The organism is Flavobacterium notoginsengisoli (assembly GCF_042686225.1).
GTDB lineage: Bacteria > Bacteroidota > Bacteroidia > Flavobacteriales > Flavobacteriaceae > Flavobacterium > Flavobacterium notoginsengisoli.
The window spans coordinates 242,991-269,778 of record NZ_JBHUOT010000010.1 but is presented as its reverse complement, the minus strand read 5'-3'; the positions used below and the strand labels follow the sequence as shown (position 1 = coordinate 269,778).

Annotated in this window: 16 protein-coding genes and 1 rRNA gene; 5 read left to right on the top strand and 12 right to left on the bottom strand. The window is 34.8% G+C overall.

Translation table 11 applies throughout. The annotated features are described in order from the left end of the window. Nucleotides 1-13: 13 nt before the first annotated feature. Nucleotides 14-123, top strand: a 5S ribosomal RNA gene (gene rrf, locus ACFS3A_RS20925). Nucleotides 124-499: 376 nt separating this feature from the next. Here rrf and ACFS3A_RS20920 read toward each other — a convergent pair. Next, nucleotides 500-1,336, bottom strand: a complete 837-nt coding sequence (locus ACFS3A_RS20920) for an AraC family transcriptional regulator (RefSeq protein ID WP_379827511.1) — start codon at nucleotides 1,334-1,336, stop codon at nucleotides 500-502. Nucleotides 1,337-1,461: 125 nt separating this feature from the next. Here ACFS3A_RS20920 and ACFS3A_RS20915 point away from each other — a divergent pair, with 125 nt between their 5' ends. Next, entirely contained in the window at nucleotides 1,462-2,229 is a 768-nt protein-coding gene (locus ACFS3A_RS20915) for a siderophore-interacting protein (protein ID WP_379827510.1), read from the top strand. Nucleotides 2,230-2,304: 75 nt separating this feature from the next. On the opposite strand, the gene ACFS3A_RS20910 is transcribed toward ACFS3A_RS20915, so the two are convergent. From ACFS3A_RS20910 to ACFS3A_RS20895, 4 genes are read right to left on the bottom strand one after another with little or no spacing between them, the layout of a single operon-like run. Beyond that, the gene (locus tag ACFS3A_RS20910; protein ID WP_379827508.1) at nucleotides 2,305-3,006 is read right to left on the bottom strand and encodes a hypothetical protein; all 702 of its coding nucleotides are present in this window, start codon (nucleotides 3,004-3,006) and stop codon (nucleotides 2,305-2,307) included. 37 nt (nucleotides 3,007-3,043) lie between these two features. Further along, on the bottom strand, nucleotides 3,044-4,207 hold the full coding sequence (locus ACFS3A_RS20905) for a PepSY-associated TM helix domain-containing protein (protein WP_379827507.1): 1,164 nt from the start codon (nucleotides 4,205-4,207) through the stop codon (nucleotides 3,044-3,046). Nucleotides 4,208-4,215: 8 nt separating this feature from the next. Beyond that, nucleotides 4,216-5,472, bottom strand: a complete 1,257-nt coding sequence (locus tag ACFS3A_RS20900) for a hypothetical protein (protein ID WP_379827506.1) — start codon at nucleotides 5,470-5,472, stop codon at nucleotides 4,216-4,218. Between the two features lie 22 nt (nucleotides 5,473-5,494). Beyond that, on the bottom strand, nucleotides 5,495-7,921 hold the full coding sequence (locus tag ACFS3A_RS20895) for a TonB-dependent receptor (protein WP_379827505.1): 2,427 nt from the start codon (nucleotides 7,919-7,921) through the stop codon (nucleotides 5,495-5,497). 122 nt (nucleotides 7,922-8,043) lie between these two features. Here ACFS3A_RS20895 and ACFS3A_RS20890 point away from each other — a divergent pair, with 122 nt between their 5' ends. Then, nucleotides 8,044-9,042: a helix-turn-helix domain-containing protein gene (locus ACFS3A_RS20890; RefSeq protein WP_379827504.1), complete on the top strand. Its 999-nt coding sequence runs from the start codon at nucleotides 8,044-8,046 to the stop codon at nucleotides 9,040-9,042. A gap of 335 nt (nucleotides 9,043-9,377) precedes the next feature. Here the strand turns inward: ACFS3A_RS20890 and ACFS3A_RS20885 are convergent, their stop codons facing one another. Beyond that, complete coding sequence (locus ACFS3A_RS20885) at nucleotides 9,378-10,592, bottom strand: hypothetical protein (protein ID WP_379827503.1); 1,215 nt, start codon at nucleotides 10,590-10,592, stop codon at nucleotides 9,378-9,380. Nucleotides 10,593-10,613: 21 nt separating this feature from the next. Next, nucleotides 10,614-12,983, bottom strand: a complete 2,370-nt coding sequence (locus tag ACFS3A_RS20880; RefSeq protein WP_379827502.1) for a TonB-dependent receptor — start codon at nucleotides 12,981-12,983, stop codon at nucleotides 10,614-10,616. A gap of 324 nt (nucleotides 12,984-13,307) precedes the next feature. Here ACFS3A_RS20880 and ACFS3A_RS20875 point away from each other — a divergent pair, with 324 nt between their 5' ends. Both ACFS3A_RS20875 and ACFS3A_RS20870 read left to right on the top strand, forming a co-directional pair. After that, complete coding sequence (locus ACFS3A_RS20875; RefSeq protein ID WP_379827501.1) at nucleotides 13,308-15,623, top strand: TonB-dependent receptor; 2,316 nt, start codon at nucleotides 13,308-13,310, stop codon at nucleotides 15,621-15,623. A gap of 63 nt (nucleotides 15,624-15,686) precedes the next feature. After that, nucleotides 15,687-16,808 carry a PepSY-associated TM helix domain-containing protein gene (locus ACFS3A_RS20870; protein ID WP_379827500.1) on the top strand — a complete coding sequence of 374 codons (1,122 nt, stop codon included), beginning with the start codon at nucleotides 15,687-15,689 and terminating at the stop codon, nucleotides 16,806-16,808. A gap of 88 nt (nucleotides 16,809-16,896) precedes the next feature. On the opposite strand, the gene ACFS3A_RS20865 is transcribed toward ACFS3A_RS20870, so the two are convergent. Genes ACFS3A_RS20865 through ACFS3A_RS20845 form a run of 5 tightly spaced genes read right to left on the bottom strand, consistent with a single transcriptional unit; the run spans nucleotide 16,897 to nucleotide 26,659 of the window. Next, nucleotides 16,897-17,949, bottom strand: coding sequence for a GntR family transcriptional regulator (locus ACFS3A_RS20865; protein WP_379827499.1), 1,053 nt, complete (start codon nucleotides 17,947-17,949; stop codon nucleotides 16,897-16,899). A 38-nt stretch (nucleotides 17,950-17,987) separates the two neighbouring features. Further along, nucleotides 17,988-19,808 (bottom strand): alpha/beta hydrolase fold domain-containing protein, encoded by a 1,821-nt coding sequence (locus ACFS3A_RS20860; RefSeq protein WP_379827498.1) that lies wholly within the window; start codon nucleotides 19,806-19,808, stop codon nucleotides 17,988-17,990. Beyond that, nucleotides 19,792-22,734 carry a glycoside hydrolase family 2 protein gene (locus ACFS3A_RS20855; protein ID WP_379827497.1) on the bottom strand — a complete coding sequence of 981 codons (2,943 nt, stop codon included), beginning with the start codon at nucleotides 22,732-22,734 and terminating at the stop codon, nucleotides 19,792-19,794. The genes ACFS3A_RS20860 and ACFS3A_RS20855 overlap by 17 nt, the downstream gene beginning before the upstream one ends. Continuing rightward, the gene (locus ACFS3A_RS20850; RefSeq protein WP_379827496.1) at nucleotides 22,734-23,849 is read right to left on the bottom strand and encodes a glycoside hydrolase family 88/105 protein; all 1,116 of its coding nucleotides are present in this window, start codon (nucleotides 23,847-23,849) and stop codon (nucleotides 22,734-22,736) included. Before ACFS3A_RS20850 ends, ACFS3A_RS20855 begins: the two co-directional genes overlap by 1 nt. Nucleotides 23,850-23,860: 11 nt before the next feature. Further along, nucleotides 23,861-26,659 (bottom strand): glycosyl hydrolase, encoded by a 2,799-nt coding sequence (locus tag ACFS3A_RS20845; RefSeq protein ID WP_379827494.1) that lies wholly within the window; start codon nucleotides 26,657-26,659, stop codon nucleotides 23,861-23,863. Nucleotides 26,660-26,788: the final 129 nt, after the last annotated feature.

Here is a 26,788-nt window from a genome sequence, read left to right as displayed (position 1 = left end):
CAACTAAAAACCTTAAGGTGGTTATTGCGGCGGGGCTCACCTCTTCCCATCCCGAACAGAGAAGTTAAGCCCGCCTGCGCAGATGGTACTGCAGTTTTGTGGGAGAGTATGTCGTCGCCTTTCTTTTAAGAATCCTCATCAGTTATCTGATGAGGATTTTTTGTTTTAGAATTGTTTCTATTATTTTCTTTAAGCCCGGAAAACTGCTTTTAATCCCAATGCGTTAGCGATGGAAGCGGCATCCTTTTGTTTTTTTCTTTAAAAAACAAAAGATACAGCACACAGCCCGACCCGGAGGGAAACGATATTAATATTCTAACGTTTATTTGTTGATATTTCTTTATTATTTAGGTTGTATAAGTAGTTTTATTAATTGATGGTCTATTACGTTTTATTTGATGAATTTTTCTTTAAATAGAGGGAATTTAATAGTTAATATTAGTTTATGTGAGTTGTGTTGAATGATAAGTTCTTCATAATGATGTTTTTTTAGTAAAATTTAAATATCAGAACGCGTTTTTATTTTATATACAGATGGTGCTATGCCAAAATGTTTTTTAAATGCTTTGTTAAAATGACTTTCATCAGTAAAACCGAATTCATAAGTTAATTTGACCGGAGTGAAGCTTTCTTTTTTTATTTCATGTGCGATTAATTCAAATCGAAGATTTTGAATGTAAGATTTGAGGGGTTGATTCGTGTTTCTTTTAAAGTATATTCCAAAATATGTTTCAGCTATATTGAATTTTTTGGCAAGGTATGCCACTGTAAGAAATTGCGGTTGTTTAATGTTCTTGCTTATATGTTTTATGATATCATTAATTTCGGCTGATTTTTTTTCGATGTTATGTGAAATGTCAGCATTTCTTTCTATCAATGAAACAAGGCAAATAAGCTGGTAATAAATAAGATTTTCATTGTTTAAAGGATTTTTAGCCAACTGAAACAGGTAAGCCAAAAGATCTTTTGTGAGCTGTAAATCCGCGTGACTGAATGTGATTCTGTTACTAAAAGGAGAACGAGCTTTTAGCAATCCGTTAGCTCTGCCATTTGATTGCAGTACGAGATCTCGTAAAACCAATTTGCACTCTTCGGTAAACTTTATAAGATAAACAGATGTATTTTCAATAGCTTCAAGGCTGTGTTCTGCATTTCTGTTCACAAAAAACAAATGATTTTCAGTGTAATCTTTTTTTAATTCATTAATTGTATGAAAACCATTTCCCGATTCTATAAATAGAAACTCATAAAAATCATGACAGTGTGTAAACTTGTCTCCTTTATTCAGAAATGATTTTGATACAACAATAGATTGAAGTAGTTTATTTGGTTTCATATTTCAGTAGAATTATAATGTAAAAATACCAATAAAAGATTGAAAATTACCAGAAAAGACAGTTTGCATGATTGAAATTTGCAGGTATATAAAATTAAATAATTATGGAAAAAAGATCTGGAATAATGAAAGGTATACTAACAGTAAGCGAAAAAATATATCTTACGCCGAATTATATCCGTATCAGACTTCGTGGAACTGACCTGGAAAATTTCGAGGTCGCCCGTGTAGGAGATAATAATAAAATTGTATTACCTAATGATAAGGGGATTATTGTTTTTCCTGAATTTGGAGGAAGTAATAGCAGTAGTAATCTAAAAACAGTTATAAGGACCTATACAATGCGGGATTTAAATAAAGATTTTATGACTGTTGATTTTGTTTGTCATGGTGATGAAGGACCAGCATCCAGATGGGCAACTTCAGCGGTAGAAGGAGATAAGCTGGGAGTATTAATGAAAGAGAAATCGAAGCCGCTTTACCAGAAAGCAAGTCATTATTATCTGACGGGAGATCATACAGCATTGCCTGTTATTAGCGTTATTTTGGAAACGCTTCCTGTCGATGCAAAGGGAAAGGCAGTTATTGAAGTATTTAGTAAGCAGGATGTACTGAATTTAAAAAAGCCTGAAAATCTGGAAATTGAATGGTTATTTAATAGCACTCCGGGTAAAGACAGTAAGCTTGCTCAAAAATTACGTGACTTTAATGTAGACAAGAATAGGAGCATATTTGTTTATGCGGCAGCAGAATCTTCAATAATAAAAGAAATACAATATATTTTAAGAACAGAAAAAGAGCTGGACAGGGAAAAATGGCAATCCTATTCCTATTGGAAACTTGGACATGCTGAGGATGAATCTGCTCAGGAAAGAAGAGAAAGTACAAGGTAAATTCTTTAAAGGAAAAAAATATTTATTTTAGAAATGGCCGCCTTTTAACAAGGCGGCCAAATCGAACAATTAAAACTAATTAGAAATGAATAAATTTGATGTTAAAGTATGGATGACAAATTGATAGCCATCTCCTGGTCGGTCATCTTTGTATTGAATTTCAATTTGATAATTTCCTTTTTCTGTAAAAGCATACTCTAAAAGCCCGTTTTTGAGATCTTTAAAAGTTTTTAATTCATTAGATGGAGTAAAAACAGTTACCTGAACTTTTCCAGAAACATATTCGGGGACTTTTAGGTCAATTTTTTTCTGATTGCCATGTTGGATAATATTAAAGTTTAAAGGTATTTTATATTCAGATTTTGTCGCTTTTGAGTTTCCAACCTGTACATTTGATTTTGCATAAAAATAAGGTACAAACGCTGGAGTATTCGGAAAATTTAAGGGCCCTATTGTAATGTTTTTTGCAATAACCTGATAAGTTCCATTTTGACTTGGAATGAAATCAGCCTGATAATAGTCTTTCTGCACATTTGTTTTCAGTTGGCTTAATTTTCCATCCGGACTTTGCAGCCAAAGCTCAAAATTTTTAACCATTGACCATTCTTTGCCAGAAACGGCTTCCCAGCTTTCCCCAACTTCTGCAAAATAGACTTTGACAGAATGAGAAACTCCTTTTTTTCCTGCTGTATTAGTTTCGACCCAAAGGGCATGTGCCATACCGTTTTGCAGACCAAATAAGATCATGAAAACTAGTAATATTCTTGACAGTTTCATATGTAATATTATTTAGCGATTATGTGTTATCGCTTGTTTATAATTCTTTTGGACTTTTCTTTTTCTTAAATTTTCGATTATACCATATAATAAAGCCTGTAATGGGCAGACTGGTGCAAATAAGGCAGATTAAAAAAGTTAAAATTTTAGCCGGCAGACCGTACCAGGTTCCCAGATGTAGAGACAAATTCATATTTCCCATATTTAATTCTGTTAATAATTCTGGAGTTAAATCCATTTTTTGACCAGAATAAACATTTACATAATTAATATCTCCACGGTAAGTAACCATACTGGATTCCTGCTCGGTACGAATCATAAGTGCTCCCGATTTAGGATTTGGTATACCAATGGTCATCTGTGGTGTAGCTGCATTTTTGTACGAAGCAATAAGCTTTGCGACTGGAATTGCTGTTTTTGTGCTGTCAGCGGGCGGTAGGGCAGTTCGTATAGAGGCTCTTTCGGTTGTACCACTAAAAACCGTAAAAAATACATTCTTAACAGGCTCATAGGTTATAATTAATCCTGTTAAAGTTAAAACTATCGCCAATGGGAGAGCATAAAAACCCAGTACATTATGCAGGTCGATATTAATCCTTTTCCAATTGGCATTCCATTTAATCTTAAAACTTTTATTAACGTTTGTTTTGTTCCATTTTTTGGGCCACCACCAGATCAGACCTGATATCAGTTCGATCAGGAAAATGATTGTAGAAATGCGTACAATCTGCAGTCCTGTTTTTCCTAATAGTAAATTGCCATGAATCTCAGCGATAAATCGGAAAATACCGTAAGTATAATCCATTTTTAAAACTTTTCCAGAATACGGATCCACATAAATATTGCCTAAACCCAATTGTGGCGGTTTAGCAGAGCGGTCAAAAGACATAATTTTTACTGATTTTGACGGATCTTTATAAGTGGTAAATTGCATGAGCATTATCTCCGGATACTGTTTTTTTACATTGGATAAGACAGAATCTATGGCAATTTTTTCAGCGCCATTTGGAACCTCTACATAGCGAACTTCTTGATTGACAAGGTTATTGATTTCATCATGAAAGACAAAGGCAACCCCCGTGAGGCAGATAATAAAAACAATAATTCCTGAAATCAATCCCAGCCAAAGATGCAGCCAATTGTTGACCTTTCGCCAAGTGCTTTTTTGCTGTTTATTTTCTTTTTTATTTTGTAATGCCATTTACTAATTTAATTACCAGATAAGCGTACAAAACCTTTAGCTTCTCCACCTCGTGAAATACTGAAAGCCTGACTAGCCGTAACTCCATCTGCATTTAACTTATAGTATCCATTGAAACCTTCTGTTTTATTTATTATACGAATGAACAAGTTGTCATCAATTACTTCCAGATTACCAATCGTAAAGCCAAATGTGGTTAAAGGAAGACCAGTAATATGAACGGATGATTTACTTTCAATATCAACAGCATAAAAACGATACATGATATCTAAAAGATTACTGTATGAAGGAAGTTCTACTTTTCTCTCAGAAACATCAACAAATAATTTTCCTTTATAAACTTTTAAACTCCAAAGTTGTGCCCCTTCAGGCATTCCTAAATCTGTTGCTTTTAAGAACCAGTTTTGATCAAAATCAGTTTGTCCGGCTTTAATACGGAAAATCGTAGAAGGCTGTGGTTCCATAACACCAGAAGTATTATAGTCCCAACCTGTTGTTACCATATAAATGGTTCCGTCTGGAGCCTGAGTGTAAGCAGGATATTCAGAACGTGCATGTCCTTGATTTTTTACAAATGAATGTACAATCGTTTTTTCTGGTTTTCCTGTTGCAATATCGATAACAGCAAGGGTAAATTTTCTAGTATTTTCATTAAAACCGCTTCCACCTTCACGGGAGTAGCTTACGTTTACGTATAATTTCCCTTCTTTGGCTATAATGGTCTGATCTCCGGTTGTTACATTAGTACTAATTCCAGTCCCTTTTTCTACTAAAGACGATAGGTCGATTTCTCCTGTTCGCTGCATTGTAGTAGGATTAAACTTTTGAATTTTAGTTTTACCGCGATCAGCATCAAAGTAAAACCCAGTTGTTTCATCTACCACCAAATTTTGTGCAGAAGTGCCACATTTTATAAATCCGGATTGCTCCAGAATTCCTGAAGCATTTAAAGAAAAACGCACCACACCTGTTTCTCCTGATAGTGTAGCTTTATTGAAAATCCAGTTTTTATAATGTCTGAAACCGCCATAAGCTCGTGCTTGTAAAGAATAACCGCCAATGTTATCGACAGCTCCAGTTGGCAAATTATCGTATGCAGCATAATATCCCGCATTTGCTGTAGTACTTTCGGCTGTTAAAAGGACATATTTTCCTGTTGCCGAAGGTTCTGTTGTTGCAGTATCGTTATTGTCGCTGCTGCAAGATGTAAGCGCTAAACTTCCCATAGTAAGGAATAGCACCGAAGTCAAAAATCTTTTTTTCATTGTTGTTTGATTTTAGTTAAGATTAATATTTAAGGATGTAATTCAGTTTAAGATGAAAACTTCTTCCGGCATTCTGCACTCTGAAGTTGTCGTAAATCGTTTTGTCAAAAATGTTTTTGCACTCAAAATTGACTGAAAGTAAGCGGCTGTTCCATGGCGTCCATAATACACCAGCGCTTTGAATAGTTTGAGTTGGAATAATATTTGGGGCATTGACTTTTGCTTTTCCCCAAAGACCAAGAAATCCATCAGGCTCTGTGTTTTTCGGAATATAATCCAGATAATATTGATGCACATAGCCCATATTCCAGTACATTTTTAACTGATCTTGTTTATTGAAAATCTTAGAAAAATGTACATCAACTCCTAAATTGGCAAAGAAAAAAGGCATGTTTCGCAGTCTGGCTCCTTCCAGGTATCGTATAAGAGGATTTTCAACATGGTACAAGCGGAAATCCTGATACGTAAAATTTCCATTAAGACGAAGCCAGGAAATAGGAGTGACATGCAAATCTGCCTCTAATCCGATTCCTCTGACTTGTTCTACGTTTACATTCTGCGTATAAATTAAATTTACAGGAACGGAGTGTATTAAATCTTTTGTGATGCGGTAGAAAGCATTTAACTCCAAATCAAAAAGACCTTGCTTTCCTGTTCCAAAACCAATATTTCCGTTCATGCTTCGTTCAGGTTTCAGACTGAAATTAGATAAAGCAAAAGAACCATCTCCCAATATTTCACTTTGTTCAGGAAGTCTTGTTGCTAGTTCTCCTGAAATTCTCATAAAAGTTTGTCGTGTCCAGTCGTATTTTAAAGATTCTGCCACGCCCAAAGTAGATACATTTGTTTTTGTAGTTGCCGCTTTTAACATTGCTGTATTTATATCTACTTCCTGTCCAACCATATCGGCGTAATAAAACTTAACTTGAAATGTATTTCTTAGTTTTTCTTCCATTAAAACAGAGTTCAATCCTAACGTTGCAACAGCTTTATTGTAATCTGCAGGAAGACTTTGTAGATCTACAGGATTCTCGCCTGCAGATTTAGCCCCGTAAGGATCTTTTCCATTTCTCGAATATGCATTGTAGATGACATTGAAAGTAATATTATGAGAGCCAGAAATCGTATAATTTGCCCCTGTACGTGAAGTAAAGTTGGTAAACCAGACATCTAGTAAAGAGGCATTGCCGCTTTCTCCACGTTGATTTTCGTTTATAGGGTCATGATAATTTCCAAACCAATCATAAAATCCTACCAAAGTATCGTCATGAAGGCTGTTGATTTTACTGTAAACCAAAAACTGGTCAACATCCAGACGATCCTCCAAAAATTTCTTTTTATATCGTATAGTCGGAATAACAGGTGTATATTGTTCGTTATATGATGCCCCGTAAGGTTTTTCCATTAAAGCCGCGAATTGATTATCACGTTTAATGTAGAATGAAGTTAGTCCTACTCTAAATTCATCAGCCCAGGAAAGATTATGAAATCCGGCAAATATTTCTCCATAAATTTGTTTATAGGTATTATGGAAAAGCTTAACTCTTGTTGGAATTACATTGGCCGTTTCCTGATCTGGAACGCCTGCCGTAACATCATAATTGTTATCAGAATAATTGTAGAAAGAATTTAAGCCCCAAAACACCTTTTGATTTGGCGTATTATATAATAAATTGGCAGATATTCTATGGGTATTAAAGGAGCTTATTTCATAAGATAAAGCCAGATAACGCTGCTGATCTGCACGCGAAACCATGTTTACGGCACCTCCAAGCGCATCAGCTCCCAGATTTGCAGGTAAAACACCTTTAAAAACTTCGACACGTTCGAGCATATTTATTGGTATTGCCGAAATATTAAATGCATTTCCCAAATAATCAGTAGGAATACCATCTTTAAAAATTTTAATGGCCTTTCCTTGAAAACCATTGAGCATAATATTCGTATTCGCCCCTAAACCGCCAGTTTGGCGAATACGTACTCCGGCAGACTGATTCATTAGTTCAACCAAAGTAGCAGCTTGCCCCTGAACAGCTTTTGTATCCACAATTTCAGCTTTTATAGTTTCATTTTTTGCTGCCCTATTTGCAGAGGTTTTGTATACTTTAACTTCATCAATTTCTACAGATTCATCAGAAAGAATAAATAAAAGTTCTACATCTTTATTCTGCTGAAGATTCAAAATCCTATTCTCTGTTTTCATACCCATATAAGTGACTTTAAGGGTGTCAGACTTTGATGAATTTGTGGTCAAAGTAAATTTTCCTTGTAAATCGGTTTGTGTTTGAAGATTTGCCCCAACGAGCAGAATATTAGCATAAGGAATGGCGGTTTTGTTTTCAAATAAAACCTGTCCGTGTATTCTTTTAGTTGTATTTTGAGCTTTGACTTCTGTTGTAATAAAACTGAAGAAAATAGAAAGTACAATGCTATGGTATAAGTATTTCATTTAATTTATAAATTTGCATTATTTAGATTTAATAAAAACAAGGCAAAAGTAAAGAGACCGTTATACGGTTTTAACAGCATTGTATACGATAAAAGCAGTACTAGTTAGTTGATAAAAATGTTATGGAAAATGAATTAAAAAACCAGTTGGCTATTCCGAAAACTGTTATTGAAGTAGATAGTGATTGCTTGTTCACTGAGCAGAAAAGCATTATTGAAACAAAAACTAGAATAGAGTCCAATGAGTTTAGTATTGAGAAACACAGTATTAAAATTGATGGTGTTTTTATTCATTTTTATAAAAAGAATATTTTTCAGCAGCAAAAGCTTAGAGTAATAAGCAAGTCGGGTTACATTCAAATGCATTTTGAACTTTCTACAGGAGCAACCCTTTATGAATCAGGCATAAAAAGAGGATCATTTCTTCCTATCTATCAAAATCAACATATGTTGTTTTTTGAGCCTTATTTGGATGGATATTTAACTTTTCCTGTTTGTTCGGGAGCTATGACAGTTGAAATTGAATTATCAGAAGAATGGTTGAAAAAACACTTTGGAGAAGAATTAACACTGCTTCAAGATTTTGCTTTTGGTCTTAAATCCAATAGTCCATCGATTTTAGGAGGCAGAACTTACCCCATTTGTTCAGATATTTATTTGATTATAAAACAGCTTTATAATTGTCCCTATACAGGAGATCTAAAGAAATTTTTTATTGAAAGTAAACTGCTTGAACTTTTAGCTGTTAAAATACATAAAGCCGCTAATACTTTAGAAACTAAAAATCCTGTTAATATATCAAAAACAGATAAGGAACGTCTTTATCAATTAAAGGAACTTCTTTCTTCTGCAAAAAAAGAACAGCTGACAATTCAGCAAATGACAGAATTGACTTTTATGAACCGTACAAAACTGCAAAACTCTTTTAAACAGCTTTTTGGAATGACAGTTCATGAATTTGTTGTAAACAAACGGATGGAGGAGGCTTATGATTTATTAAAATACTCTTCAGATTGGACTGTTGCTGAAGTTGCACGCCATGTTGGATACAAACACTACAATCATTTTTCGATTGCCTTTAAGAATAAATTTGGTATTTCACCCAGCAAAATTTCAAATTAGGGAAGAAAAGAGTTGACATATTATTTTTATAAATCTGAAAACAATAAATTAGTTAAGGGCTAAAATAGTAATTCATATTGTTTTTCTTTATTCCAATTGCTACACTAAATGTTCTTTAGAAAACGGTTATCGGGAAATATCCGGTTGGCTTACAAAGTATGTTCTTTGTAAGATTTTATTTTTTAAAATTTGTACCTCAATATACTTACCTCTATAAAATAGGAATTGTTAATAAGCATCGAAAATTAGAAGTTACAAAAGAAATACAAATAATATAAAAAAGAATCTGTCCAGACAGACAGATTCTCTTTTATGTAATGCTTTCAGGGGATTTATTATCTCAATCTTCCAACAAATATTAAACTACCTCCGATTGCTTCAGAAACAGCTTCAAATTCAGCTGCTCCTTTTTGTTTCAAAAGACTGAATTTACCATCAGGTGCAGTGATATTTCCATAATATTCTACACCATCAATTGTACCAACTGTATAAACAGTACCATATTTTTCAAAAGAAGTAAAAGGTTCCACCTTTAATGTTTTTAAATCTACAAGCGCAAATTTTGTAGGAGCATTATACCAGTCAGCAGGTTTTGCTGGTGGCGTAAAAGTGTTATCAAGATATTGTGCCAGAGCTTTATCTCCATGAACATAAGCCACTACATTTACAGAATGTGCATTTAGAGGTGCTTTTAAGTCTACAAAAAAGTTAGGATCAAATGTACCGTTAGGATTTACCTTTAACATTCCACCAGCTGGAGGAGCTCCTGTTACAGTACTGTAATCCAACGACAGAGATGTAGCACGTGAAGGTCTGTAATACAAAGTACCATCATTTCCTTTTGCAAACGTATCATAGCCCATTGACATACGAGTATCTTTCACATAAGTTACTACTTTTGATGCTATATCAAAAACTGCAATTTGAGCATATTGCGGAAACTTGTTAAAATTTGTTGGTGTAGCAGCCACAGGTAAAATTATTTTTTTTGCCGAAGTTACATAACTCATATAAGTAGATGTTTTTACATCGGCATCGTTACTTAATGGTAATGGAGTAACCGCTATAGTTTCTGTTATAGACATAGTTGTTGGATTGAACTTAATAATTTTTCCGTCATTTAAGGCGAAAAAATAAGCTTCTGTCTCGGATACGAAAGCGGGAGGTCCGAAAGTACCGCTGACACCTGTACCGGCAAGACTTAAGGCATCTGCACTCGAAATTTTCATGTCGTTGCTCACATTGTATTTAGTTAAGGTCGAAGCTGTCCCATTCCAAACATAAGGATGTTCTCCATAAGAATAGATTGTTGCGCCTGGACCAATCTCTGTCATTGTTTTATAATCAAGGGTGGAAGGAAATTTATCGTATGCTCCTAGATAAAAAACTCTGCCTGAAGGAGTATTTACACGTACTGATGCAATAACAGCTGGATTATCACCCTGGCCTTCATCGGTTTTGTTATCATCTGAACTGCATGATGTTAAAGCGAATACCGAACACATTATTACCGCAACGGTATACTTTGTAAAAAATCGATTTGTTTTCATACTTATTGGTTGTATAATTAATTAAAATTGAGTTACTAATTTGATGTTAAATGATCTTCCCGGTTTTTGTACACCAAAAAAATCATAATTTTTTTCATTGGTTAAGTTTTGAATCTCTGCAGTTATGGCATATTTAGTACCATTAAGGCTGTTATGATAAGTCGTACCCAAATCAAAAGTCTGCTGACTCGGAATGATAAATGGATTTACAGAAGCGCTTTCCCAGCTTCTAAAAAATTCATACACGTATCTGGCATCAAGAAAAAATGATAATTTATCTGATTTGCCTATTATGTTGTGAAAAGAATAATTAGCACCTCCGTTTGCAAAAAAGTAGGGTTGATTAGGCACTCTATCTCCTTTGTAAGCGGCAAATATTCCTTCGTTTGAATCATTGTAAAAGTGTTGGTATGTACTATTGGCGTGAAATGAAAGTTTATCATTTTTAGAAGTCCAGCTTCCTGAAACTTCAATTCCCTTAGATGTTGCTGCAAATACATTCTGAAAAGTATTGTTACGGTCTAAGCTGGGCACAAATAAGATTTGATTGTCTATCTTTCTCAAAAAGAGATTAGTCTGAACCTGCCAGTTGCTTGCTTCATAATTAGCTTTAGATTTGAAAAAAAGCTCAAAATTGACATTATGACTGCGCTCCGGTTTTAAGTTCATATTACCTTGTATAAATTGCCCATCTCCAAACAATTCATCTGTTTGAGGCAGACGAGTGGCATATTCATACGTTAATCTGGTAGAAAATTGTTCATTGAATTTAAAACGAACCCCATTTCCAAAACCAAAATAGTTCACACTTCTGTTTTCTTTGATTATGGAGTTGTTAGACGGTATTTTCTCTTCAGAATTTACTTTTTGCAGGTAATTTTTAATAAACAATAGATTCTCTAATTTTTCATGAAATGCATTTATTTTAAAGTCAGCACCATTAACCCATGTAAGCAATTCTCTTACGGCAGTGGCAGGGTCATAGCCCGTAATAAATCTGTCGTCTCCGGTTTGTTTAGAATAGGTGGGAGCAGAGGTAAAACTTAAGGCATATTGGTTATTGATTTTCCATGAAGCTTTTAGACGTGAAAAAGCATCATTATTCCAGGTATAAGTATCACTTGGTCCAGTAGATTCTGAAATCTCTCCGCTGACATTTCCTGCAGAGCCTTCAATGCGTTCACCGTACCAATTGTAGACATAGTCGGATACATCTGTAAACTGTCGTTCTCTATAATTATATCCTGAGATAAAATCTAACGCAAAATTTTCACCAAAGTCATTGCGATAGGTAAGGACGGTTCCAGCCGATTTTCGATAAGTCATTACCTCTCCGTAAGGAACTCCAACCATTAATTGATTGTGCTGGATTTCTTTTGTATAATCCGTGTAAAATCCTTCTATGCTCAATTGCTTTGCCCAGCTTCTGTCTTTGATACCCGTTATTAATTGTACTCCAAAGCCATCGTATGCATCATGAAATCTTGGTACAGTTACCTTTTTTATCTTACCGGCATCATCAGGAACGTCAACATCTACTTTATAATTGTTTTTAGAGGTATCGTAAAAACCGCTTCCCTTTATAAAAAATCCAGTCTTTTCATTGTAATTATTAAGGATTAAAGAGGTTCGGTAGGTTCCAAAAGAACCTGCCTGAGCTGAAAAAGAACCACTAAAACCAGATTTTATTTTTGGGGTGATTAAATTGACAGCACCCCCAAGAGCATCTGCTCCAAATTCAATTGGAACTACTCCCTTATACACTTCTACACGATCAATTAAATTAACAGGAACTGTCGAAATCCCGAAAGTATAACCATGATATTCCAATGGAATGCCGTCTAAGAAGAAACGGATTTGATTGCCTGTTAATCCATTCATCGAAAAGTTTGTTCTGGATCCTAAACCTCCGGTACGTCTAACATTTATGCCCTGTGTTTGTGAAAGTACTTCGCCTAAATCTGTAGTTTTAAACTTCGCTTCCCGCATTTCTATTACAGAAACGGCTTGTGCCGTTTCTTCTTTTTTTCTCTTTTCAGATATACTCTTTACTACGACATCATTTAATTTCTCTGCATCGTTCGATGTTTGAGCTGTTTTTTCTAAAATAATGTCAACGGAAATATTTTGAGAATTTTCTAAAATAATGGAATGCTTTTTTGAAATATATCCATCTGAATTTACTTCGATTATGTATTGGCCATTTGCCAGATTTTCTATCAGATAAAATCCACTAGCATTTGTTTTTACACTAATTGCTGTACTTAAAAGCTGAATACTAACTCCTGCCAAAGGACTTCCAGATTCATTACTTATTTTACCTGATAAGGTGTTTTGCGCTATTAAAAATGTCGACGAAAAAATAAAGAGCAGTACTATTTTGAGTTTCATGAAATAAAGTTAGAATGTATTTGTTTTTATTTAGAATGAATAAAAAGAATTCAAAAGTATGAAATTATTTATTAATAATATACTAAGGGTATATGAAAATATTTTCCCATAAATGGTAATCTATTTTACATCTTATTTGAAAAAAAATGGCTCTTTAAATTTTGTAGTTTGTACCAAAAAGCACTATTAATGATAGTTGCTTAAGTCTTAATGTGCTCACTTTAAAATCTTAACTATTTGTGAAATAATTTAGAATGCCTACTTTTGCAAAGAATCAATCTAAATAAAAATAACGTAGTAATGTTTTTTTTGAATACCTTAAAAATGAATTTTAAACGCCCTATTTTTCTAATTATTTTAATTTTTTTAACCGTTAGTTTAAATGCACAATCACTTCGCTTAAAGGTTGAAAATGAATCGAAAAACCCTATTTCAAATGCTTCAGTTTCTTCTGGCAATAAAATTATTGGTACAACAAATAAGTCAGGTGAAGTTTCAGTTTTAAGCAGTGAAATACAAAACAATACTGTTTCAATTACAGCTTCGGAATATGAGCCATTTGTGCATGTTTTTTCAAACCTGCAAGAAAAAAATATAGTTTCAATTGTTTTAATCAGCGAAAATAAATTGCAGGAAGTTGTAATTACGGCCGGTAGAAAGCAAGAAAATATTGCTACAGTTCCTTCTTCGATAACCATAATGAGCCAAAAAGAAATACAAGTTCAAAGCAGTATTAATACTAATTTATCTTCTATTTTAGGGAATGTTATTCCAGGGCTTGGTACATCGACAAATAAAGCAACTAACTCTGGACAGACTTTAAGAGGACGTCAGGTTTTAGTTTTGATTGATGGAATTCCGCAGTCAACACCTTTAATGAATGGGGCTCGTGATATTCGTGTGGTCGATGCTAATGCAATTGAGCGTATTGAGGTGATTAAGGGAGCTACTTCTATTTATGGAAACGGTTCAGGAGGTGGAATTATCAATTATATTACTAAAAAAAGTCCATTGGTTGATAGTTTTCAGGGAATAACTACCGTTGGGACTACTTTTAATCCGCTGCATAGTAAAGAAACTTTTGGTTATCGTGTTTCACAGTTTTTTAACGGAAGAAAAAACAGATTTAGTTATGTTATTGGTGGAGCTTTTGATTACACGGGACTTCAAAGAGACGCCGATGGCAGACCTTTAGGACAGACAGACGGTCTTTCTAATTCTTCTCAGTCAAATGCTTTTGTGAAATTAGGATATGACATGGACGAGCATACTAGTTTTAATGTCGTATACAATTTTTACAGCAGTACTCAAAATGCTAAATATATTAGTCAGACAGGTGTCTATGGTCAGACTCCTACAATTGGTGTAAGAGGTACAGAACCTGGTAAAAATGCAGGAACTCCATTTAATCATAATTTTATGTTTACCTTTTCGAAAAACAATTTATTTAATTCAACACAATTAGATGTGTCGGCTTATTTGAATTCTTTTCAATCTATGAATCGTTATGTCGCGTCTGCAACAGCTTGGTATGGTCCGGGACAAACCATGATTAATTCTAATAAAATTGGAACGAGAATAAACTTGAATACGCCCTTTAAAATTGGTTCTGTTTCTTCTGAAATTACTTATGGTATAGATGTGTTAAATGATGTTACTTTTCAGGATCTGGTTGATGGACGTGTTTACATTCCTAAAATGGATATGTTGAATATTGCTCCTTATGCACAATTGAAAGTAGATGTTTTAGAAAACTTAATTTTCAAAGGAGGGTTGCGTTATGAAAATGCAACAGTTAGAGTTAAAGATTATAATACAATTGCTTCGGGACCAGGAAACCAAGGAAGTATTTTTGTAGAAGGAGGTAAAATTCCGTATAACGCTACGATGTTCAATGCAGGTCTTCGCTTTAACAAATATGAAATTTTTAATCCGTTTGTGAGTTTTTCTCAGGCGTTTGCTATAAATGAACTAGGAAGAATTTTGAGAAGTGCAGAAGAAAGTACTATAGCGAGTTTAGCAACTGACCCAATTATTACGAACAATTATGAAGCTGGTTTTTCCAGTAAGTTTTACAATTTTAATGTAACCGCAGCTTATTATATCAGTACATCAAAATTAGGAGCTAATTTGATTGAAGTTGACGGCCGTTTGGTTGCACAGCGTGAACCTGAAAAAATTAAAGGATATGAGATAACATTAGATTACAGAGTTTCTAATAAATTGAATCTAGGCGGAAGCTATTCGTATGTTGATGGAAAAGCTGAATTTGATGATGGAAGTACTGTTTACTTAAATGGATCACGTATTGCTCCTCCTAAAGCAACGGGTTATATTAATTACAAACCTACATCTGACTGGTTTTTGCAATTATCTTGGGTTAATACTGGTTGTCGTAATCGTTTTGAACCTAATACGAATGGAAGATATAATAATAGTGAAGGACCAATTTCGACAGTGAACCTGATTAATTTTGCAGGAAGTTATGCCTTTAATAAAAACTGGTCACTAAACTTAGGAGTTGAGAATTTATTAAACAACAGCTATTATTCAACTTTAAGCCAGTATCGTGCTGTAAATGCAGATTATGTTATGGGCAGCGGTATGACAACTAGTTTAAATCTGCGTTATAAATTTTAAAAAATAAATCATTTTTTGCATGCTTTGGTTATATTTGAAAACTACTTAGGAACAATATAGTAAATGAATAAAACACTTAAAAAAAATATTGGCTTATTGCACCTTTGGCTCGGACTTGCTTCCGGGTTAATTGTTTTTATAGTTGCCCTTACAGGAAGTATATTAGTATTTGAAGAGGAACTGGATGAGTTCTTTAATCCTGAATTTTATAAAGTAGCTAATATTGGTAAGGAAAAGCTTCCAATAGATGGTATTATTTCTGAAGTACAAAAAGAATTTCATCTTAAAAAAATTGATCGTATTCACTCTTTTGCTGATCCAGAAAGAAGCTTAATAATTACAGGAACTGATTCAGACAAGAAAAAAATGATTTTTTCTGTTGATACTTATAGTGGTAAAGTTTTAGGATCGGTACCTGCTAAAAAACGTTTCTTTTCGGTTGTACTTGATTTACACCGTCATTTGGTTTTGGGTGATTTTGGACAAGCCGTTACAGGAATTAGCTGTCTCATCTTTGTGTTTATGCTTTTGTCTGGACTTGTTTTATGGTGGCCAAATAAAATTAAAAACCTCAAGCAAAGATTAACGGTAAAATGGGGAGCTTCATTTAAAAGAGTGAACTGGGATTTTCATTCAACTTTTGGTTTTTATACTTTTTTAGTACTGCTGATTATCTCATTAACAGGTTTAACATGGTCATATAAGTGGTTTGAGAGTGGTATTTATTTATTAGCTGATGGAACAACTAAGAAACCTTCTGCTAAAGTTGAAAACCCAACTAAAACAGATCCGGAAGGAAATAAGTCGTTTTTCTATCAAAATATATTTTCAAAAACAGATAGTATTTACAGTTATAATGGAGATACACAGATCAGAATGCCATCTGATACTATAAATAGTATTATGGTTATTAAAATGAATCTTGAAAAAGAAATACCCAACATTGCTAGTCTTGCTTACTTTGATAAATATACAGGCAAAATTGTAGAAACGAGACCCTATGAATCATTTAGTAATGGTGATAAAGTAAGACGTTTGATATACCCAATCCATACAGGAAGCATTTATGGATATCCAACAAAAATAGTAGCGTTTTTGGTTTGTCTTTTTGCAGTTACACTTCCAATTACGGGGCTTTTAATATGGCTTGGAAGGAAAAAGAAGAAAAAGATAATTAGAAATTAAATTATTTATATTATGAGCGGGATTTAAACCTTAAGTTTGAAACCCGTGCATTTCCAGCGTCTCTTCTTTTTAACATTTATATTTTACATTAAAGAGAAGTGCGTTCAATATAACGAAATGGGTTTTTTGAAATTTCTTTTTTTCTGTTAAGAATTAGTTCTCCTGCTTTTTGTCCCATTGCTTTAAAATCGGTGCTCATAACGGTAATATCCAAAAGCGCTTTCAGCGGTGTTTCATTGTAGGAAATGACTCCTACGTCTTTTCCTACTTTAAGTTTTTTTTCTTTAATCTGCTGAATCAGACTAACCAGATCATTGTCTTCAATAGTAATATAAACCTCTTTATTTTTAAATTCTAATCCCTCATATATTCTGTCTGCGATTTCAAATTCAAAATTATAAGTATTACAGAATTCGACAAAACCCTCAACTAAAGATGCGGGAGATGGAAAAGCAGCTTTTTCAGGATGAACAAAAATTATTTTTTTATATTTTTTTAATTTTTTAATTCCTTCTTTCAAAGCATTAAATATATCCGATTTAAAATCCTGATAAACAGCTGTAAAATCTCCGGTGATCTCTTCACAGGAATTGTCTAATATCACCAATTTTTCTTTCGGGATACCTTCAATGAAATTGATCACATTTGGAGTATAATTCACATGACTCTCTTCTGCATTTCGAAAATGGGGCATAATGACAAAATAGTTGTAATTGTGAATGTTTTTTTTCAGGACTTCAATAAATAGCTGTTCGTCATTATAATAAAGATGCATATCAACATGAACATCGTTTCCCATTGTGGTGACAAATGAATCGTAAACTTCCATCTTGTAAGAGCAGGGTTTGTTGATTAAAAAAAGGATGCTCTTAGATTTTTCATCATCAATACAAACAAAATTGCCAACACCCATTACAGAAAAAGCCAGATTTCGGTCTCTCAGCTCTTTATAGGCTTTCTCAGCGGTATCACGAGAGATAGACTTTGCTTTGCTAAGTTCATTAATAGACAGAAGTCGCTGTCCTTTTTCCATCTTTCCGGATAAAATTTCCTCTGCTAGATTGTTGGCAACCTGAATATATTTAGGAATACTGGAATTAGAATCTATTTTTATTTCTGAATGCTCTGTCTTTGATGTCATCGCTTTTATGGTATTTAGTTTATGAGGTGAAGAATCTGTTAATTGCTGCCTGATTCCTTTTTTAAAATGTTTAATTCTGCCGAAGAAATTCTTATCACGGTACCGTGACGTGCTCCAACTGGAAAACTAATTTGCTCCGAAATATCTTCCCAGCCTTTTGCCGTTTCTTTAACCGCGCCGTATTTCTTTTCTGTATATTTATCAAAATAGACTATCCAGCTGTTATCAATTTTTACCGCAGTTGGTCCTTCTGCCCAGTACTTTCCCGTTATGGGTTCGCTAGCTTTACTGTAAGATCCCGTCAAATTTTTACTGTGAGCAACTTTAAGATTCTTCTGTACCGGATTTCGGGTTTCATCTTTTAGATACATTACATATTGTTTGTCTTGTTTGACAATTGAAGCATCAATTACATTAAAACCGGGATCGTAAAGTAGTTTGGTTTTGCTGAATTTTTTAAAATCTCTGGTTGTGGTATAATAAATTCGGTGATTATATCCCTTTTCTTCTTCCGATTTTGTCTCAGGGAATTTCCCATCAATAGTCGAAGCCCAGTAAATCATATATTCTTTGTTTTTTTCGTCATAAGTAATTTCCGGAGCCCAAGTGTTACGGGCTTTTTCTTCATGCATCATGACGGGAATAAAATCCTGTTTCGACCAATGAATTAAATCTTTGGAAGAAGCGTATCCAATACCTTTATCCGTCCAGCTTACCGTCCAGACCATGTGGTATAATCCGTCTCCGCCTTTAATTACGCAAGGATCACGCATGAGTTTATCTTTTCCTACTTCAGGAGTCAAGAAGGAAGTATCATTTTTAAGACTATTCCATTTATAACCGTCTTCGCTGTATGCCAGATGCAGTCCGTCTTCGCCGTTTCCTTTAAAATAAGTAAATACATAAGCATCGGACTTAAGAGTGAAATTATTTGCTGCAAGCCATTTTTCGCAGGTTTTTGGCCAGAAGGAGTTGGTTCCTTTTACACCTAAACCAAAACCGTGTCCACCGTTTTCATACAAATGCATTTCGACTGTAACTTTTTCCTTTTTTAAAGCCAAATAATAATTGATGCTGTTTTCTACAGGAACAGCCTTGTCATCTGTTGCATGCACCAAAAAAGCTTTTGGGGTTGTAGCATTTACCTGTTTTTCATTAGAATAGAAGTCAACTAGCGCAGGATCAGGATTTTTTCCAAGTAAATTATCTTTTGAACCCTGATGCGTAACACCTTCCTGAGTTGAAATAACGGGATAGATTAAAATAGAGAAATTGGGCTTTGCACTGGTTGTATCTGAAGGAATATATACTTTGTCGTTATAATGAGTACTTAAAGTTGAAGCTAGATGTCCTCCGGCAGAAAATCCCATGATACCGATTTTGTTCGGATCAATTTTCCATTTCACAGCATTGCGTCTCACCATACGCAGTGCTTCCTGTGCATCCTGCAATGGACCGACAGTTTTGTTTTTCATTATCAAATCACTAGGCAGACGGTATTTTAATACAAAAGCGTGAATGCCGATACTGTTAAGCCATTCCGCAACTTTAAAACCTTCCTTATTAATGGCAAGCATTCCGTAAGCTCCTCCAGGGCATATGATAACGGCACTTCCATTTGATTTTTCGGGGTCGGCAAAATAAGGCGTTAAAGTTGGTATAGTTACTTTTCTGACCCCTTCTGCAATTCCGTCTTTATTGTAATCTATTTTTTCTACGTATTCTTTTGACTGAATTTCATCGGGAATTTTATCCCATAATGGTATTTCCTTCTTTTGTGCCGAAGCAGCAAAACTTATCAATAAAGAAGCTAAAAATGTGGTTGCTTTTAGTTTTTGGATGTTAATCGATTTTTTCATAAAATTCTATTTCTACAATGCGTAACTGTCCCGACGCATCAACGGACGTTTTATCTTTAAATAAATCAAGTTCTTTTGTAGGATCTACTTCCGTAATTTTCGAAAAATTATCTTTTTCGGTGTTAATGCCAATCAATTCAATTGTGATTTTTTCAGCTAAGATAGGTTTTAACGGAATTGTGATATACCCTAGACTCTGAGTTGTATTTCCTTTAAAAACTTCCTGTCCATCTGCCAAAATCCTGATTGGGTAAATTTTGGATCTCCAGCCTGTAAGTTTTACTACTATTTCGTTTACAATAGAGGCTTTCGCCAAAGTATACGTTATAGTTCCAGTATTGATGTTCCCATCGTTTCTCCATTCTGTCAACTCGTTATCATCATAACTTTTGTAAGTGTCGTTATTGTTTGACGGAGAAACAGCATTTAAGATATAAACGGGTTTTCTTTTTAGCGTATAAGAGGATGTTTTGGGAGTTGGCCCACGTTCTAAGTAAGAAGGAAGATCTGTTCCTGGAAGCTGTTTTGAAAGTCCGTTTGAAGATTCTATTGGCTTGCTTTCAAAAATCAATTCAGCAGGCTGTAATCCTTTAGAAACGGCTTTAATCTTAATTTTGCCTGATTGTATCATCGATTGAATCATAACTCTATTAATGCCATTTTCAACTGGAATTTCTTTAGAAAGAATATAATTTTTAGGGCCAAGCGCAATCCCTCCAAGCCATTCTGCAGGGCCTTCCAAAGTAAAAGAAATCATATTGTTGCTGATTGAACAGCGATTACCTTCTTTATCAACTGTTTCAACATCAATCAATGCTGTGTCAGCACCGTCGGCAGTTAAGCCATTGGGATTTGTGTTTAATTTTAATCTAATGGCATAAGGCTCGTCAGAAGTGCTTTTAGAATCCTCGCTCAGAGTTGTTCCGTTTTCATCATAACCAATCGCTTTTAGAGCTCCCGATTTCCATTTTATATTTTCAAAAGTAAATAGGAATTCACTGCTTCTATTTCCAAAACCCAGTGAAGAACCATTTAAAAATAGCTCAACTTTTGATGCGGTTGAAACTACATAAATATTTTTGGTAACGGAATCAGAATAATTCCAATGTCCCATAATATGGGTGCGGTGTTTTTCGATATCCACCCAACCGTCCCACATTACTTGATGTGCCCAAAAACCGTCTTTAGGAATACGCATGGCATCGACTTCGCCGCTGGTTCTGTAATTTACTTCACCGCGATGATGTGTATTGGAATCCGAAAAAATGATATTGACACCGCCTGAACTGACTCTTTTTCCAGTTCCCGGTCTTTCTCGGTAATAATCGTACCATCGGACAATATTTTCAATGGCATGTTTGTCCTGATTATGATTGTAAGCTTCAGCAGGATTACCGCGGTATAAGGGGCCATCGCCTTCTTTATGATAGGGAGGAGAAAACTCATCCCAATATTTGCGTAGTCCTTCATCTCTAGAATATTCGGTTGCCCAAAGCGGTTTTCCAGCGCTTTTGTTAATGTAAAGCATTTCACCTCCATATTCCGCTTCACGGCTATCAAGCATTTCACGAGAACCAATAGCACGTCCTCCAAAAGGATCATAGGTATAGCGAAGGCTTTTCATTTCATGCATATGCGCTTCGCTGATGGATTCATTACCGCTTTCATAAAAAATGATACTCGGATTATTTCTGTTGTAAATAATAGCATCCCGCATCAGGTTTACTCTTTGTTTCCAAGTATCACCTTGGGCGTCTTTTTCTGTATCTCCTGCCGGCATTGCCTGCAAGAGCCCAACTCTGTCACAGGATTCGATGTCTTGTTTCCAAGGTGTTACATGCATCCAGCGAACCAGATTTCCGTTTCCTTCCACAATCATTTTATTACTGAAATCACTGAGCCATGCCGGAACCGACATACCAATGGCAGGCCATTCATTGCTGGTTCTTTGCGCATAACCTTTTAACTGCAATACACGATCGTTTAGCCAAAATTGACCGTCTTTAAAATCAGTTTTTCTGAGACCTGTTCTGGTCACTACTTCATCAGCCGTTTTCCCGTCAATTTTTAAAATTGTTTTTACATTATATAAATAGCCATATCCCCAGCTCCAGAAATTTAGTTTTTTAACTAATTGATGCGCTTTGATAATTTTGGTTTCATTAGGATTAATAAGGATTTTGTCTCCTGAAAATAACGCTTTTTGATGTCCTTCTAAATCTTCTATTACAACTTCAAATGTTGCCATTTTAGGAGTGTCGAATTCATTCTTGATTTGAGATTCAACGTTGATGACGGCACTTTCGGCTTGTATATTTATTTGAGAAGGATAAATATAGACTCCAGTCGTTTTTAGATTAGAATAAAGCGGTAATGTCTGATATAGTTTTCCAGTAATATGAAGAAATACATTTTTAGGAATTCCGCCGTAGTTTGCATTAAAATTAATGTTATTCCATTGGTAAGATGCTCCGGTGGCTTGTTCCTTGTATTTCCAGTCGTTATCAATTCGGAGTGCGATACAATTTTCCTGCGGATAAGGTTTAAGCAGGTTTGAAATATCAAAACCAAAAGCCATTACGCCATTTTCATGAAGCCCGATTTTTTGTCCGTTTACATAAATAACGCCTGCCTGACGAATTCCTTCAAATTCTATAAAAACTTTATTGTTTTTAATGCCTTTTAGTAGTTTGAATTTTTTACGATACCAGACAATTCCTGTGGTAAGATGTTCGATATCTTTTTCAAAAGCCTCTTCTTGATTGTAGGCATGAGGAAGCGTGACATTTTTCCACGAATTATCATTAGAATCACCTGCTTTCAGTTTCCAATCCGAATTGAAATTGTATTTTTCTCTCTTAAATTCCTGAGAAAATAAAGCGGTATTAAATAGAATTAACGCAGTATATAAGAGAGTCTTTTTCATCACTTCATTTTATAAATTTCTGAACCAGCCAGTAAAAAACATCCCAATCCGTAATCTTCGAAATCAGGAATTTTGTCATAAGATAATGGCTGTCCGTCTTTAGGCTCTTTTCCAGTTGACTGTAAAAATCCTAAAAATCCGTTTTCGTGAAGACTTTCTTTTGTAAGGGCATTCCAGGCTTTTTCAATTACAGGAAGGTATGTTTCTTTTTTCAAAATGCCGTTGTTTACTCCGTAAGCCATTCCATAAACAAATAATGCAGTTCCAGAAGCTTCTTTTTCTCCAAAATTAGTTGGATCGTGCAAACTTACATTCCAGAAACCGTCAGTTCTTTGAATAGGAACAAGTGCAGCAGCCATTGCTTTTAAATCTTTTACATATTGCTCTCTGTGTGGCGCGTTTTGAGGAATAATGGTCAATACTTTTGCTAAAGCAGCAATTACCCAGCCATTGCCACGACTCCAGTAGCAATCTTCTCCGTTTGGTTCTTTGTACGGAGGGTCAAAATCGGCATCACGCCACCATAAACCGTCTTTTGGATTAAAAAGTCCGTGGTCGCCGTGTTTGTTTCTCGAATACATATACATTTGATACATTTTTTCGAAATAACGATTGTCTTTTTCTAAAACCCCCATTTTCGCAAACACAGGCATTCCCATCTGGATAGCATCAATCCACGACCAGTCATCAAGCTGAGGCGTGTTTAAAAGCATGTTCAAATTGGCTTTTGTATTTTTTAATTTTTTAGGATCTGGATTTAAATTATACAAATCGATATAGGTTTGGGCTGCGCAGTAATTATCAGCATTTCGCGTAGTATTTCCACCGTTGAATCCCCATTTGTGGAACTCAGACCACGACATAGCATAATCATAATAAGCATCTTTCGGAAAAATTTCATGCAGTGCCATTAATCCTTCATAATAAACCCCTCTTGTCCAAATATTGCTAGGACGTTCTTTATTGGTAATAATTGTTTTTCCAGTCTCCGGCCATTTCTGCATAAAATAATCATTGGCCAAAATCATTTGTTTGAGCACTAATTTTTTATCAAACTGCTGCGCGGTGGCGGTATAGAAAGCTCCAATAGCGAAGATTAAAAGTAATTTTCTCATTTTAGATAGTATTATTTAATAGTTAGTTTAGATGTTAAAGGAGTAATGGTTACGGGGCCTAATAATCCAGAAGGCATTGGGCTCCATTTTGTTGCGTCAAATTTTTTATAATCTTTATCGACCATATTGATTTCATAAAAAATCTTCCATTCTTCTCCTTTTAATTCTTTATCACGAATTCTGTTGGCAGAAAGATTCGTTACCTGAACCTTAAGAATGTTTTTGCCTGATTTTAATTTTCCAACATTCAATTGATATGGAACAGACCATGCTGTTCCAACATATTGATCATTCAGCCATACTTTTGCGCTTTCGCGGACATCGCCCAGATTTAGATTCCAGGATTCTGTTTTCGTATTCGGATTGTCAAATTCCAGAGTATAGGTTGCAGAGCCTGAAAAGGCTTCGGCTTCAGGACTTAATTTTGTCCATGATTCCAAATTTGAAATTGTGGCTGGGCTTGGCAGTTTAGGGCCTCCTTTATCAAAAGTAATTTTCCATTTTCCATTTAGAGGAACAGCTTCGGCAGTCGGTTCAAAATAACTCCATTTTTTTTGTGACGCCGTGTTTTCTGTTTTTAGAAAATAAGATTTGCCCGGTTCTATTCTGATTTTGACAAATGTTTTATCCCCTGATTTTTTTACGATGGCATTGCCAAATTCCCTGTTCAGCGGATCAAGAATAATAACTTCTTTATTGCTGATCTGCAATGGAATAAAATCATCAATTGTTTTTGTGGTATGATTGACCAAATAGTATATTTTTTCTCCGTCGATTGTTCTTCGGATATATTTTAAACCTGTATTTACAAGTGTTTCTGGGTAAATCTGTACACTTTCTAATGCTGTAAAAATATCAGAGACAGGTTTTACCTCTTTGTTTTCAGCTAAAAGTGAATGTAGTTTTTCTTCCTGTTTTTTATAATCATTAAAGCCAGGAACAGATTCCGGCAGATTTTCAAAAATAATAGCAGCACCCGCTTTTTTCAATTCGATTAATTTTTGAAGTGTTGTTAAAGGCATTTTCTTGCAAGAAGGAATAATTAAAGATTTAAAAGTTCCTCCGGGCAGGACTATTTTTCCATCAATCACTTTGGCATCAGCTATGAAATTATCTGAAATAAAATCAACACCATATCCTTTTTTCATCAGTTTGTTGGTCATATCATAAAATGAGGTTCCATGCAGCCATTCGGAAAGAGAATGTATTTTAAATTCAAAAAACAAAGTACCTTTTTTGTATTCGTTCCAAGTATCAAAAATTGGAAAATACAGTAAAATTTCATTGTCTGATTTTCCCTCTTGCAGCAATGATTGACAATTGGCGATATAGGAGAATAGGGCAGGACCATCTTCCCAAATGCTGTTATTGGCATTAAAGTTTACAGAAGCATAAAACTGCCAGCCCGGCCAAGTGGCTCTGTCTGGCGAATAAGTAGAACCGTGCAGAAAAATATGATTGATTCCGTTCAGCATTAAATCTTCTGCTTCTGGTTTGCATTGTGACAATGCCGCTTTAAAATGTTCGCGAAGCCAAGTAAATGTTTCAGAAGAAACGAGATTTTTTCCTGAGATATGAGCAGCCGATGAAGAAAATTTCAGCATTACAGGATCAGCATCTCCAGGACGAATATCTTCTTTTTCACGTCTAAAGCCTGGAATATCAAAAGGCATGGAACCAAAGGTTTCACATTCCGGAATATCAGCAGAAGCATACAAATCAATTAAATTCCCAGGAGACCCATGTGCCTGAAGTTTGGTTTTAAAGTTTTTAGAATTGGCCCATTTAGTCCAGGGTTTGTCAAATTTATTCAGTAATAAATCACCAATAGTCTGACGGTAATCGCTTCGAATTCTGTTGCTTATTTCATCGTCGGTTTCATTTAGAAGCAAAGGAAGTTGTTTTTTAAGATCGTAGCCTCTGAGTTTTAAGAATTCATCAAAAAAAGCAGGAGTAAAATCGGTGCCATACACTTCATAACTGTCATTAAATATAGCTCTGATTTTGCCTTCTCGGCCTTTGAAAGCATTGTTAAACGGAACAGTGTAAGCATTTAAAGCTTCTTCAGAATAGTGGTCTAATGTAAAACCAGCTCCGCCCGGTGCAGCTCTTTTTACTTGCTGTCCTGTTTTGCCTGTAAAAACAGCATATAAAGTGTAATCTGTTTTTTTTGCAGTCCATTTTAGCTTATTAGGTTCAGGATTTGGTAATAAAACTGAACTTCCATCAAAACCTTTGTCTTTTGATTTCGATTTACTTCCCGCAAGCTGATCTGTGAGATTGATATAAGATCCGTCACTTCCATAAGCTACAACGTACAAAAGTGAAGCGGGATTTTTTTCTTTGCTGTTTTCTAGTTTGATAATCCTGTCGATTGTCTCATTTTTTTTAAGAGGATATTTTTCGACAATCAGTTTGGTAGCGGCATATTCAGGTGTAACGTGAGATCCGCCGTATGGCCATCCTGTACCCAATACCATATCGACCTGCATATGAAGACTGTCTGAAACGTGAATAGTATAATCAAGCATTTCCAGCCATTTTGGAGAAAGATAATCGATGAAGTTTTTTTCTTCGCCTTTAACCCCATAAATTGGAGTAATTTCTACACCCCCAATTCCTGCTTTATGAAAATCGAGTAAGCTTCTCTTTAAGTTAGGTTTGTCCACCGCACTTCCCATCCACCACCATCTGGTCCATGGCTGGTTTATGTTTGAAGATTGAGGCCAGGGAGATTTTTCATTTTTCTGACTAAAAGAAATTAGAGTTATAAAGAAGAAAAATGCGATATATGATTTTGGTATTCTCATTTTTTTAGTGGTTGGTCAGTTATAGTTGGTAAGGTGTTTATATTTAGTTGTTTAAATGATTTCTTTCTGTCTTAACTAGATATAATTATAAAGTAAAAATATTTTTTGTGAGTCAGAATGCTATCCTGT

What these genes read in the sequence shown, in the direction of transcription:
- ACFS3A_RS20920 (WP_379827511.1), bottom strand. Translation starts at nt 1,336, where the DNA reads ATGAAACCAAATAAACTACTTCAATCTATTGTTGTATCAAAATCATTT.
- ACFS3A_RS20915 (WP_379827510.1), top strand. Translation starts at nt 1,462, where the DNA reads ATGAAAGGTATACTAACAGTAAGCGAAAAAATATATCTTACGCCGAAT.
- ACFS3A_RS20910 (WP_379827508.1), bottom strand. Translation starts at nt 3,006, where the DNA reads ATGAAACTGTCAAGAATATTACTAGTTTTCATGATCTTATTTGGTCTG.
- ACFS3A_RS20905 (WP_379827507.1), bottom strand. Translation starts at nt 4,207, where the DNA reads ATGGCATTACAAAATAAAAAAGAAAATAAACAGCAAAAAAGCACTTGG.
- ACFS3A_RS20900 (WP_379827506.1), bottom strand. Translation starts at nt 5,472, where the DNA reads ATGAAAAAAAGATTTTTGACTTCGGTGCTATTCCTTACTATGGGAAGT.
- ACFS3A_RS20895 (WP_379827505.1), bottom strand. Translation starts at nt 7,921, where the DNA reads ATGAAATACTTATACCATAGCATTGTACTTTCTATTTTCTTCAGTTTT.
- ACFS3A_RS20890 (WP_379827504.1), top strand. Translation starts at nt 8,044, where the DNA reads ATGGAAAATGAATTAAAAAACCAGTTGGCTATTCCGAAAACTGTTATT.
- ACFS3A_RS20885 (WP_379827503.1), bottom strand. Translation starts at nt 10,592, where the DNA reads ATGAAAACAAATCGATTTTTTACAAAGTATACCGTTGCGGTAATAATG.
- ACFS3A_RS20880 (WP_379827502.1), bottom strand. Translation starts at nt 12,983, where the DNA reads ATGAAACTCAAAATAGTACTGCTCTTTATTTTTTCGTCGACATTTTTA.
- ACFS3A_RS20875 (WP_379827501.1), top strand. Translation starts at nt 13,308, where the DNA reads ATGAATTTTAAACGCCCTATTTTTCTAATTATTTTAATTTTTTTAACC.
- ACFS3A_RS20870 (WP_379827500.1), top strand. Translation starts at nt 15,687, where the DNA reads ATGAATAAAACACTTAAAAAAAATATTGGCTTATTGCACCTTTGGCTC.
- ACFS3A_RS20865 (WP_379827499.1), bottom strand. Translation starts at nt 17,949, where the DNA reads ATGACATCAAAGACAGAGCATTCAGAAATAAAAATAGATTCTAATTCC.
- ACFS3A_RS20860 (WP_379827498.1), bottom strand. Translation starts at nt 19,808, where the DNA reads ATGAAAAAATCGATTAACATCCAAAAACTAAAAGCAACCACATTTTTA.
- ACFS3A_RS20855 (WP_379827497.1), bottom strand. Translation starts at nt 22,734, where the DNA reads ATGAAAAAGACTCTCTTATATACTGCGTTAATTCTATTTAATACCGCT.
- ACFS3A_RS20850 (WP_379827496.1), bottom strand. Translation starts at nt 23,849, where the DNA reads ATGAGAAAATTACTTTTAATCTTCGCTATTGGAGCTTTCTATACCGCC.
- ACFS3A_RS20845 (WP_379827494.1), bottom strand. Translation starts at nt 26,659, where the DNA reads ATGAGAATACCAAAATCATATATCGCATTTTTCTTCTTTATAACTCTA.